6 protein-coding genes are annotated in these 12,836 nt (G+C 66.0%); 4 read left to right on the forward strand and 2 right to left on the reverse strand.

Features of this window, described 5'->3' with window-relative positions:
• Positions 1 to 16 precede the first annotated feature (16 nt).
• Entirely contained in the window at positions 17 to 4,885 is a 4,869-nt protein-coding gene (locus DWG18_RS05400; protein ID WP_162823725.1) for a response regulator, read from the forward strand.
• 43 nt (positions 4,886 to 4,928) lie between these two features.
• On the opposite strand, the gene DWG18_RS05405 is transcribed toward DWG18_RS05400, so the two are convergent.
• The gene (locus DWG18_RS05405; RefSeq protein ID WP_115646100.1) at positions 4,929 to 5,495 is read right to left on the reverse strand and encodes a DUF4136 domain-containing protein; all 567 of its coding nucleotides are present in this window, start codon (positions 5,493 to 5,495) and stop codon (positions 4,929 to 4,931) included.
• 573 nt (positions 5,496 to 6,068) lie between these two features.
• Here DWG18_RS05405 and DWG18_RS05410 point away from each other — a divergent pair.
• Entirely contained in the window at positions 6,069 to 6,554 is a 486-nt protein-coding gene (locus tag DWG18_RS05410; RefSeq protein WP_162823726.1) for a hypothetical protein, read from the forward strand.
• Positions 6,555 to 6,569: 15 nt separating this feature from the next.
• Here DWG18_RS05410 and DWG18_RS05415 read toward each other — a convergent pair whose 3' ends face one another.
• Positions 6,570 to 7,661: an EAL domain-containing protein gene (locus DWG18_RS05415; RefSeq protein ID WP_240318608.1), complete on the reverse strand. Its 1,092-nt coding sequence runs from the start codon at positions 7,659 to 7,661 to the stop codon at positions 6,570 to 6,572.
• Positions 7,662 to 8,214: 553 nt separating this feature from the next.
• Here DWG18_RS05415 and DWG18_RS05425 point away from each other — a divergent pair.
• On the forward strand, positions 8,215 to 10,971 hold the full coding sequence (locus DWG18_RS05425; protein ID WP_115646106.1) for a decarboxylase: 2,757 nt from the start codon (positions 8,215 to 8,217) through the stop codon (positions 10,969 to 10,971).
• A gap of 28 nt (positions 10,972 to 10,999) precedes the next feature.
• Positions 11,000 to 12,703, forward strand: coding sequence for a transporter (locus tag DWG18_RS05430; protein WP_115646108.1), 1,704 nt, complete (start codon positions 11,000 to 11,002; stop codon positions 12,701 to 12,703).
• The last annotated feature ends 133 nt before the right edge of the window (positions 12,704 to 12,836 follow it).

Consider the following 12,836-nt stretch of genomic DNA (forward strand, 5'->3'; position numbering starts at 1 on the left):
CGTCAGGGGAACGGCCATGAGCAGCCTGTCCACACGCCTCGAAGCCCTGCCGATCCGCAGCAAGCTGTGGCTCGCCTTCGCGGTGCTGCTGTTGATCGCCCTGGGCATCGGCCTGCAGAGTCTGGCAACCCAGAGCGCCATGCAGTCGCGCATGGACGCGCTGTACACCAAGCACATGGCCGGCATCGCGATGATCAAATCGCTGCAGGCCGACGTGGTGGACGTCGACCAGGATCTGCAGACGGCGATCGTCGGGCGAACGCGGCGCGATGTCGAACAGGCGCTGCACGACGTCACGACCGCGCGGCAGCAGCTGCAGCGGCATATCCCGCAGATGCGCCAGACGATCATCACGCCGGTGGTCGCGGAAAGCATGGAGAGGTTCGAGGCCTCGCAGGCGGCCTACGACCGCGTCGTCGAGCAGGCGGTGAATCGGGTGCGGACGGGGGACACCGCGACGGCAGCGGCCGTACTCGGAAGCGCCGATTATCAGCAGCGACTTCGGCAGGCGAACGCCGATCTCGTAAGAATGCTCGCGCTGAAGAGCGCCGCGGCGGCACAGGCCGTGCAGCAATCGTTGGAAGTGGACCGGCGCGGCACGCGGATCACGGCGGCGCTGGTGGTGGGTGCCATCCTGCTGGGCCTGCTGCTGTCGCATCTGATCGGACGTTCGATCAGACTCCCGGCGCAAAGGCTGCAACAGGCGACCGAAAAGCTCGCGTCCGGCGATCACGCCGTCGAAATTCCGTGCACCGAGTTCACGAATGAAGTCGGGACGCTCGCGCGCTCGGTCGTGTTGCTGCAAGAGCAGTCGCGCGAACTCGAGGACCAGCGTTGGGTTGTGTCGAAGATGTCCGAGATCGCCGGCCAGATGACGGGCACGCGGTCGGTGGAGGCATTGGCGACGCTGTACCTGTCCGCGTTGTCGAAGGTGTGGCCGCTGGGGCATGCCGCGTTCTACGTGCCCGAGGACGACGCCAGGACCCTGCGCATCCGCGGCCGGTTCGCGGTCGCCCCGGAAGGCTTGCGTGATCGCATCGCTTTCGGCGAGGGACTCGTCGGCCAATGTGCGGTCGAGCGCCGCCCGGTGCTGCTCGATCGCGTGCCACCCGACTATCTGCCGATCACGTCGGGCATGAGTGCGACCCGTCCCGATGTCGTCGAGGTGTGGCCGGTGGTGCGCGCCGGTGAATTGCTGGCGGTGGTGGAAGTCGCCGGGTTCCGACTGCCGCATCGGCGCGAGTGCGCATTGGCGGAAGGCCTGCTGGCGCCGCTGGCCTCGCACCTGCAGATCCTGCAGCGCAGCCGTCGTACGGAAGAGTTGCTGGACAGTTCCCGCAGGCAGGCACAGCAGCTGGAGGCGCAGGCAGGCAAGCTCGCCGAGCAGACGGCCGAGCTCGCGCGGCAGCAGGACACGTTGCAGGCGACCGAAGCCTGGCTGCGCAGCGTCATCGAGTCGTCGCCCGACGGCATGATCGTCGCGGACATCAGCGGCCGCATCCTGCTGATCAACGCGCAGATCGCGAAGATGTTCGGTTACGAGCCGGACCAGCTGGTCGGCCAACAGGTGGAAGTCCTCGTGCCGGTGGGCGTCCGCGACGGCCACTCGGCCAAGCGTGATTCGTTCATGGCGGCCGGGGGGTCCCGCCAGATGGGCGCGGGCGACCAGGAATTGCGCGGGCAACGGAAGGACGGATCGACGTTCCCGATCGAAGTCGGGCTGTCACGGCTTCCGGAGTTCGAAGGCCGCGGCATCTGCGTCTGCGCCTCGGTACGCGACGTGACGGCGCGTAAACAGGCGGAGCAGGAAATCCGGGCCCAACGCCAGCGGTTGCGCGCGTTGTTCGATGCGTTGCCGGTTGGCGCCGTGCTGTACGACAAGGAAGGCCGCGTCGTCGAAGTGAACGAGATCAGCGCCCGCATCCTCGATGCCACCACCGACGAGCTGCGCGGTCGCAAGCTCGCCGATGCCCGGTGGAAGGCCTTCCGGAGCGACATGACGCCGATCCCGCTCGCTGAGCTCCCGGCGCAGCGGGCACTGGACACGGGCGAGCCCGTGCATGGCTTCGAGATGGCGCTGCAGAACGAACACCAAGCTGAACCCCGGTGGGTACGCATCAGTGCGGCCCCGATCGACGAGGAGTTCGGCGGCGGCGTCGCGCTCGCCGTCGAGGACATGTCCGACCGCAAGCGCGCGGACGAGGAGCTCAAGCGCGTGAACTTCCTTTCCGATGTCGCGCTCGAGCTCACCAACTGCGGGTACTGGCACGTCGACTACCGCACCCCCGACGTCTATTTCGCCTCGCCGCGCGCCGCGGCGATTCTCGGCGAGCCGCCCAAGCCCGATGGTCGCTACGACCTGCAAGCAGAGTGGCTCTCGCGGATTGTCGCGGTGAGCCCCGACGCGGCTGACCACACCATCGAGCGCTACCAAGGGGCAGTCGATGGAAAGTACGACGCTTACGATGCCGTCTATCCCTATCGCAGCCCGGCAGATGGCCGCACGGTCTGGGTACACGCCGCGGGCAAGCTGGTGCGCGATCCCGCGACGGGGGCGACGCGTTTCATGTACGGCGCGTACCAGGACATCACCCAGCAGAAAGCGACGGAAGACGAACTGCTGCGTGCGCGCGAGCAGGCGCTGGAGGCTACGCGGGCCAAGAGCGAATTCCTCGCCAACATGAGCCACGAGATCCGCACGCCGCTCAACGCGATCATCGGCATGTCGCATCTCGCGCTGGGCACCGAACTCGACGCGCGCCAGCGCAACTACATCGACAAGGTGCAACGCGCCGGCGAAAGCCTGCTCGGGATCATCAACGACATCCTCGACTTCTCGAAGATCGAAGCCGGGCGGCTGGATATCGAACGCACCGAATTCCGGCTGGAGGATGTGCTCGACCATCTCTCGAGCCTGCTCGCGCTGCGTGCCGAGGAAAAAGGCCTCGAGCTGCTGTTCGACGTCGATCCGGACGTCACCACGTCGCTGATCGGCGATCCGCTTCGGCTCGGCCAGGTGCTGGTGAACCTCGGCAACAACGCGATGAAGTTCACCGAGCAGGGTGAAGTCGTCGTCCGTGTGCGTCAGGAGTCCAAGGACGACGACGCCGTCGTGCTGCATTTCGAGGTGCGCGACACCGGCATCGGCATGACCGACGAGCAGGTCGGCCGGCTCTTCCAGAGTTTCAGCCAGGCCGATGCGTCGACTACGCGCAAGTACGGCGGCACCGGGTTGGGTCTGGCGATTTCGAAGCGGCTGGTCGAACTCATGGACGGCCGCATCTGGGTGGAGAGCCGGGTAGGGGAGGGGTCGGTCTTCCACTTCATCGCGCGCTTCGGCGAGCAGTCGGACGCGCAGCCGCGCCGCATGCTGCACGCCGATGAATTGAAAGGCATGCGTGTACTGGTCGTCGACGACAACGCGTCGGCACGGGAGATCCTGTCCGGCATGGCGCGCTCGTTCGGGCTCGAGGTCGATGTCGCATGGGACGGCCTCGAAGCGTTGCGACAGATCGCCGATGCCGACGCGAAAACACTGCCCTACGACCTCGTCCTGATGGACTGGCGCATGCCCGGCGAAGACGGCATCGCCGTCATGGAACGCATGCAGAACAGCGCCATGGCGAACATGCCGTCGGTCATCATGGTCACGGCGTACGGCCGCGATGACGTGCTCGCGGACGCGTCGCGTCGCGGCGTCTCACCCAGCGCGGTCCTGACCAAGCCGGTGACGCCATCGACGCTGCTGGATGCGATCGCGACGGTGTTCGGTCACGAGCAACCGGTCGAACGCCGTGCGGATGCGCGAGCCGCCGGCGAGGCGGACGCGATGGCGCGCCTGCGGGGCGCACGCGTGCTGCTGGTCGAAGACAACGAAATGAACCAGGAGCTGGCGACGGAGCTGCTGCGCCAGGCCGGGCTCGACGTCGTGCTTGCGGAGAACGGGCAGGAGGCGCTCGACACCCTGGCGAACGACGCGGCGTTCGACGGCATCCTCATGGATTGCCAGATGCCGGTGATGGATGGCTACGCCGCGACGCGCGCGATCCGGGGCGATGCACGGTTCGCCGACATGCCGGTCATCGCCATGACCGCGAACGCGATGGCCGGTGATCGCGAACGCGTGATCGAGGCGGGCATGAACGATCACATCGCCAAGCCGCTGCGCGTCGCGGAGATGTTCACGACCATGGCGCGCTGGATCCGGCCGTCGAACAAGGTTGCGGAGTCGAAGGTCGCGCAGGATGACCGTGCAATCGCATCGTCATCGGACGATCGCATCGACGGCTTCGAGCACATCGACACGCGCATCGGCCGTGCGAGCACGGCCGGAAGCGACGCGCTGTACCGGCGCATGCTGGTGGGATTCCGCGACGGAAACCGGAACTTCGAAGCGGAGTTCAGCGCGGCGATGGAGCAGGGCGACCATGAAACCGCAACGCGGCTGGCGCATACGCTGAAGGGCACGGCCGGCATGATCGGCGCCGTGGCTGTGCAGGAGGCCGCCGGTGCGCTCGAAGACCTCATGCATGCGCGTCCGACGGATCCGGACGTCGCGCCGCGGCTGAAGCGCGTGGCCGAAGCGTTGGCGCCTGTCGTGCGCGAACTGGCGGGAATCACTGCGCCGCCGCGGCAGTCGTCGCGGCCTGCGGGCGCCGCGGTCGATATCACCGTGCTGCGGCCGCAGCTCGATCGTTTCGTCGAACTCCTGCGCGACGACGACGCCGATTCGGTCGACGCCTTCGAAACGCTGCGTGCGAACGCGGAAGGCACGCCGCTGGCGCCGCAGCTGGCGACCGTCGCACGTGATGTCGATGGATTCCGATTCGCCGATGCGCTGGCACGCCTCGTGGCGCTGGGCCTTGCGACGCCTGGAACGCGTTGAACGGGCGCGGGACGTCCGCGCCCATCGGTTCCGCGATCCGCAGTTACGGATTCGCCCGGAACGGGAAGCTCTTGAAGATCTCGGCGACGGCCGCGCTGATGGCCGCGTCGGGGTTCTCGCGATGCTTGGTGGTGACGCGACCGACGGCGACGCCTTCCCAGACCAGCTGACGCTGGCGCGCGTCGACCAGATCCACGTTGATGGTGCCTTCGGTGTACTGGTAGACATCGGTGTAGTAGCCGCCCCAACCGCCGTAGTAGCCGCCGCGGTAGCCGTAGTAACCGACCATGGGCGGGCCCATCGGCATTGAGCGCACGTCGGTCTGCTTCTCGAGCTTGGCGTTGAAATTGACCAGCAGGTCGGGCGCATTCTCGTTGTAGGTGTAGCCGCGGGCTTCCATCTCCCGGCGTGTCGCATTCTTCAGCGACTGGGTGACCAGCGTCGCGTAGCCGGCACGGTCGGTGCCCAGCGGCGAGAAGTAGCCGAACGTGCGGTAGTTCGCGAAGTTCGCGCTGTGGTCGTAGTTGGAGGTGACGGTCGGCCCGCTGGCGCAGCCGCCGGCGAGCAACAGCAGACCGATGCAGACGGCGCGGAAACCCGGACGGAACATGGCGCGGCTCCTCGGTTCGACGGACGATGTCCAGGTATTCTGGTCCCGGGCGGATAAAAGCGGCATTCGCCTTGGGGGAAGGCGGGCTTGCCCTTGGGGACAGGGATTGGGGATGTGCGGTTCGCCTGAAGAAGTCGGCTCCGTGGGATGCTCTCGTCCCTAACATAATAGGCATTATGCGAAGTATCCGATGGGGCAATGTTTCAGTGGGTCCAGCCCTTTCGTGCGCTTCGGCTGCATCCCTCCCGCCAGCAATGCCACGGCCGGCCGCGCCTGCCGATTCCTCACTGGCCTCCGCCACTGGTTTCACCCGGTCAGAACGCCTTCCAGTCTGTCCTTGCCGGGACGTTGCATGTGCGATTCCACAGGTCTTCAAGACGCTACGGCCCGCGCCGTCGTGCCGCCGCCCAACGGACGTTGAGCGGCCCCGACAACGCGCGGATACTGGTCCGCGACACGGCGATCAACGGGTTTCCGATGAACATTCGTCGATGGATGGTGTCATTTGCCTTGCTCTGCGCGCCTTCCTGCTGGGCGCAGGATCCTGTGTTCGGGCAGCCGACCACGCCGCTCATGCAGCGGTCGTTCGATGCCGACCGCGTCGCGCATCTCCCGGGCTGGCATCAGATCGGCCAACGCGACACCGACAACGGCTGGCTCAACGCCTACGGCCACGACACCGATTCCTATCCGCTGCATCCGGTTCGCGCGGTCATCGTCGAAACCGATCTCCAGCATTTTCTCGGAACGGGCCCGATCACCGACGAGCGTCGGACCTCGTTCGTCGACCAGGCGGCGTCGATGTGTGCAAAGCGACTCGGCACGTACGTCACGTCGACCCGACCGCTGGCCTGCCCGATCGATGGCTACGTCACCCAGTGCTCGATCCACGAAGCGAAGAAGGCCGATGCGACGGGCCGCATGATCTGCTTCGCGTGGGTGTCGAAGAGCGACCACGTCTACCAAGGCACGGTGATGGCGCTCGGCAGTACGGGCAATCAGGACGCCATGGCGCGCGACGGGCTCAAGGCGTTGCAACAGGGATTGCCGAAGCCGTGACGCCTCCGGCGACGACTACGCGGGCCGAATCACTGCCCCGCTCCGGTCATGCGCAACGTCCACCACGCCGGCCCTGAGCAGTTGCTCGAAAGCCTCGGCCGGCACCGGTCGGCTGTACAGGTAGCCCTGCATCTCGTGGCAGCCGTGCGCCTGCAGGATTCGGACCTGCTCTTGCGTTTCCACGCCCTCCGCCACCACGACATAGTCGAAGGCGCGGGCGAGCCGGGTAATGGCCTCGACGATCGCGGCTTCGCGACTGTCTTCGCGCAGCGACTGCACGAACGATTTGTCGATCTTCAGCACGTCGAAGGGGAACCGGTGCAGATAGCCGAGGCTGGAGTAGCCCGTGCCGAAGTCGTCGATCGCCACCTTGACGCCCAGCGACTTGATGCCGCGTATGAGGGTTTCGAATCGCTCGGTGTCGTGCAGCATCTGGCTTTCGGTCAGCTCGATCTGCAGGCATTCGGGCGGCAGGCGCGTTCGACGCAGAACGTCCGCGAGGAAATCCGGAAAGGCTTCGACGTGCGTACGCGCCGCTGAAAGATTGACCGCGACGGCGACGTGCTCGAGGCCTGCATCCTGCCATCGACGATTCTGGCGGCAGGCTTCTTCCAGCACCCATTCGTCGATCTGCGCGATCAGTCCGCACTCTTCCGCGATTTCGATGAAATCGCCGGGCATGACCAGTTCGCCGTCGCGACGGCGCCAGCGGACCAGCGCTTCCATGCCGCAGATCTTGCCCGTGTCCGGCGTGATCTTCGCAGTGCGCGCAGCGCCCCGCCGGTCGAGTCCGCTACGACACGGTCGCGCCACATCCTGCTGGTCGACGACAACATCGATGCCGCGGCGACGCTGGCCGAACTCCTGCAGCTCCTCGGGCATGAGGTCGCCATCGCACACGACGGACGGTCCGCGCTCGCCATGGCCCAACCCGGCAATTGGGACACCTACGTGCTCGACATTGGCCTGCCGGACATGACGGGATTCGAGCTGGCCGAGCGACTGCGAAGCGGCATGGCCGCCCCGCATGCGACGTTCATCGCGTTGACCGGCTATGGCCAACCGCACGACCGCGTGATGTCCAAAGCAGCCGGCTTCGATCACCACATGGTGAAGCCGCCGAACGTGCCCAGGTTGATCGAGATTCTCGACGGGGCATGACGCGACACGGCGTCGGAGCCGACGACGCGGACCGCCGGATTGGGACGATGGCCGGGCGACGCGCGACGAGCAAATGTCGCTTGCGCACGGTGTGCGCGCAGCAGCCGATGCCGTTCTATTGGCATGCGCTGATCGATCGAAGGACATCGCCTCGCGTCGCTCCACGCTCGAGTCCGCACCCCGCGTGATCGTCTGATATTCGCGGCTGGAACGCGTATCGCGCAGCGTGCTGCCAGCAGCAACGCTTTGCGCCCCACGCCTTTCCGAACGTCACGCCCGTCGACGCGAAGCCCGGCATCCGCAAACCCCTGTGACCCGCGTCAGGGGCGCGCGTGAGGCGCGACTCGTGGCGCGCCAGTCCCTGCCCCTTCGGGCAACGCGTGATGACACCAGAGCCAATAGGCGCACGCCATCCCCTCGACCTACCGTTCCGCGAGCGACATCTGCCGCGCAGGCGGACGCGCCTGCACGAATCCGTGAACCCACGAGGCCCTCCCCCATGAACGACGTTGCACACACCGATACCAGCGGCCTGTCGCATGTCTTCTCCGCCGCGCTCGCGCGTGCCGACCAGTGGCGTGAACTCAATGCCCTCGCCCGTGCATGGGCCGATCAACGCGCCGCCAGCGAACATGGCGAGCGCTACCGCACCCAGTGCCGCACGCTGCTGGGGCGCATCACGCGCCTGGAGTTCTGCTGGGCGTATCCCGGCACGCGCCTGCTGTCGGCCCTCGACGCCGCACTCGATGCGGGCGACGCCAGCGCGTTCGCGCGACTCGTGCAGCGCATTTCGTCGACGCTGCTGTCCGGTGACTATCGCCGCGACGACCAGGCCTGGGATCTTGCGGGCGATGGTGACGGCACGCTGCTCGACACCGCGCCGCCGGACGTGACCGGCTCCGCGCAGCGGCCGTATTTCGAGGTGCTGATCGTCACACCGACCGATCCGTCGACATGGATGCGCGCGGGCGAGGAAATGCGCCGCCTGCGCCGTCCGGATGACCCGTTCCAGTACGCGACGGTGCATGTCGGCAGCTTCGAGGATGCCGCGCTGGCCGCGATGGTGAACTCGAACATCCAGAGCGTGATCCTGGTCGATGGCTTCCAGTACGCGTCGCGTCACCAGATTCCGGATCTCAAGGCTTATCTCGCGCGCCATATCCAGATCGACCAGAGCGCGGCCGGCCCCGGTGCGTTGTCGACGCGCTTGGCGCGCGGGCTGCGCAACTTCCGCCCCGAACTCGATCTGTTCCTGCTCACCGACCGTTCGCCCGAACTGCTCGCCGGTAGCGACGACGCCGCGCCTGTGCGCCGCGTGTTCCACCACGTCGAAGAGCCGATGGAGTTGCACCTCGCCCTCCTCGACGGCATCAAGGACCGTTACGAGACGCCCTACTTCGACAACCTGAAGAAGTACGCGACGCGCCCGATCGGCACCTTCCACGCACTGCCGATCGCGCGCGGCAAGTCCGTGTTCTCATCGAACTGGATCCGCGACATGGGCACGTTCTACGGCACCAACATCCTGTTCGCCGAGTCGTCCGCGACGACCGGCGGCCTGGATTCGCTGCTGGAACCAACCGGCAACATCAAGAAGATGATGGAAGCCACCGCACGCGCGTTCGGCGCGAAGCGGGCCTACCTCGGCACCAATGGCACGTCGACGTCGAACAAGATCGTCGTTCAGGCCATCTGCAAGCCCGGCGACATCGTCGTCGTCGATCGCAACTGCCACAAATCGCACCACTACGGCTTCGTGCTCGGCGGCGCGCAGCCCTACTACGTCGAAGCCTTCCCGCTGACGCAGTACTCGATGTACGGGGCGGTGCCGCTGCGCACGATCAAGCAGGCGCTGCTGAACTGCAAGGCCGAAGGCAAGCTCGACCGCGTCAAGGTCATCGACATGACCAACTGCACCTTCGACGGGCACATGTACAACCCGAAGCGGGTGATGGAGGAATGCCTCGCCATCAAGCCTGACCTCGTCTTCCTGTGGGACGAAGCCTGGTTCGGTTTCGCACGCTTCAGCCCGTTCCATCGTCGCCGCACGGCGATGGGTGCCGCGGCCGCGCTGTCGGAGAAATACCGCAGCGAGGCGTATCGCGAGCAGTACAAGGCGTGGAAGGCCAAGCACGCGGACGTCGACGACAAGGAATTGCTGGAGACGCACTGCCTGCCCGACCCCGACAAGGTGCGCATCCGCGTCTATCAGACGAATTCGACACACAAGTCGATGTCGGCTTTCCGTCAGGGCTCGATGATGCTGGTGTGGGACGATGACTTCCACAAGGTCGAAGGCCCGTTCGAGGAGGCGTTCTTCGCGCACACGTCGACGTCGCCGAACCTGCAGCTGATCGCGTCGCTCGATCTCGCGCGTCGTCAGATGGAACTCGAAGGCTATGCGCTGACCATCCAGATGACGGATCTCGCGCTGCGTCTTCGCAAGACGATCAACACGCATCCGCTGATCTCGAAGTACTTCAAGGTCGCGACGCCTGAAGACATGATCCCGGCGGAGTTCCGCCAGTCGGGCCTCACCGACTACGGCCCGCCGAATGCATCGTGGGCGGAGACGCTGGAGGCATGGGACGAGGACGAGTTCGCGCTCGATCCGACGCGCCTCACGCTCGTCTGCGGCTCGGCCGGTTTCGACGGCACGCAGTTCAAGGGCATGCTGGCCGAGCGCTTCGACATCCAGATCAACAAGACGTCGCGCAACAGCATCCTCGTGCAGACCAACATCAACAACACGCACAGCGATGCGGCGTTGCTGATCAAGGCACTGGCCGACATGTCGCGCGAGATCGAAGCGCGCCTGTCGGATGGCGGCGAATCCGGGCAGGCGCAGTTCGCCTCACGCGTGAAGTCGCTGATGACCGACGTGCCCGATCTTCCAAACTTCAGCCGGTTCCACGACGCGTTCCGCGACGATGCGAAAGGCACGAGCAACGAAGGCCACATGCGCCCCGCGTTCTTCATGGCCTACGACGAGGACAACTGCGAGTTCGTGCGCCTCAACAGCGACGAGATCGATCGTCGGCTGAAGGATGGGCCGCCCATGGTGTCGGCGAACTTCGTCATCCCCTACCCGCCCGGCTTCCCGATCATGGTGCCGGGGCAGGTCATCTCCGACGACACGATCGCTTACATGCGCAAGCTCGATGTCAAGGAAATCCACGGCTACCACGCGGCACAGGGCATCAAGATGCTGAAGCCCGACGTGCTCGCGAACTGGTCCGCGTCCGCCACCCAGTAAGCCCACCCGTCGCTCCGGAGGCTCCGCCATGCAAGGGCTCTTCCAGTTCCTCGCCGACAACCCCTACATCCTGCTGTTCCTCACAGTGGGATTGGCCGTTCTCGTCGGCAAATTCTCGGTCAAGGGATACGGACTCGGCATGGTCGCCGCGGCCGTGGTCGTCGGTGCGGCGCTTGCGACGTGGGCATCGACCTACGGCGTGAAGCTGCAACTCGACAACTTCGCGAAGTCGCTCTTCTACTACCTGTTCATGTATGGCGTGGGTCTGCGTGTCGGGCCCGCGTTCTTCAACAGCCTGAAGAAGGACGGCATCACGTTCACCATCCTCGCCGTGATCTGTTCGTTCCTCGGCCTGGGTCTCGTGGTGCTGATGTCGGGCCCGGTGTTCCATCTGCCGCCGGGTGCTGCGGGCGGCGTGCTGGCCGGTTCGCAGACGATGTCGGCGGCGATCGGCACCGCCGAAATGGCGATGGAACAAGGCGCGTACAAAGTGCCGGCCGGCACGACGCCCGAAGCGGTGTCCGCGATGATCGCACTGGGTTACGGCGTGACCTACATCTGGGGCACGGTCGGCATCATCCTCGTGTGCAAGTACCTGCCCCGCTGGTGGGGCGTGGATGCGAAGAAGGCGGCACGCGACTATGAAGCAGCGCACGGCGTCGCCAATGTCGACGACACCGGACTAACGGGCTACCGCCCGGGCGGCCTGCGTGCGTATCGGGTGGAGAACCCGTCGACTGCGGGCCAGAGCATCGCGCAGTTCCGCTCGACGTATCCGCAGTACCGCATCGTCAACGTCGTGCGCGGTGACGAGGTGCTGGGTGCATCGACGGACATCGTGCTGCGCCAAGGCGACGTCGTTGCACTCGGTGGACGCCTCGAAGACCTGACGTCGAACCTCGGCCTGATGGGCCCGGAACTGCCCGACTCGAAGGCGCTGAACATCGCGCTCGACCAGGCGGAAATCCTGGTCACCGAAAAGTCGATGGACGAGAAGCCGCTGCGCTCGCTCGCGCAGACCGACTTCGCGGGCCAGCTCGGTGTCAGCCGCATCGAACGCAGCGGCGAAGCGATTCCGCTCGGCGCCGACACGCTGATCAAGCGTTTCGACGTGCTGTACGTGACGGGCCTGAAGTCGGCCGTCGAAAAGGCTGGCGCACTGCTCGGCAAGGTCGCCCGGCAGAGCACGTCGACCGACCTGCTGACGCTGTCGGCCGGCATGGTGCTCGGTCTGTTGATCGGCAAGATCAACGTCCCCGTGGGCAGCTTCTCGGTCGGCCTCGGCAACGCGGGCGGCCTGCTGCTGTCGGGCATCCTGGTGTCGTCGATCGTGTCGCGCCTGCGCTTCTTCGGCAGCACGCCGAACGCAGCGCGCAACATCCTCGAGGACCTCGGCCTCGTCACGTTCATCGCGATTGTCGGCATCAACGCGGGCGCGACGCTGCTCGAACAACTGACGGGTTCGATCGCGATCAAGATCTTCCTTGCCGGCTTCGTGGCCAGCACGATCCCGCCGTTCATCACGTGGGCGATCGGCTACCACATCTTCAAGATCAACCCGGCGGTGTTGATGGGCGGCGTCGCGGGCTCGCGCTCGCACTCCGGTCCCGCACGCGAAGCCGCGAAGGAGATCGGCAGCAGCGTGCCGTGGGTGGGCTTCCCGGTCGGGTACGCGGTTTCCGGCGTGCTTTACACCGTGTTCGGCTACTTCGCGATGGTGCTGTCGCAGTGATCGTCGAGCGACCGCCCCGCGAGCGGCCGCGCAAGCGGCCTACCAAGGTGGTGACCTCCGCGCGTGAGCGCGTGGAGGTCATGGACGAAAGGCGCATGAAGCGGGAGGGCCGTCCGTTGACCGCCCGACGCGC

It is taken from the genome of Lysobacter sp. TY2-98 (assembly GCF_003367355.1).
Lineage (GTDB): Bacteria > Pseudomonadota > Gammaproteobacteria > Xanthomonadales > Xanthomonadaceae > Cognatilysobacter.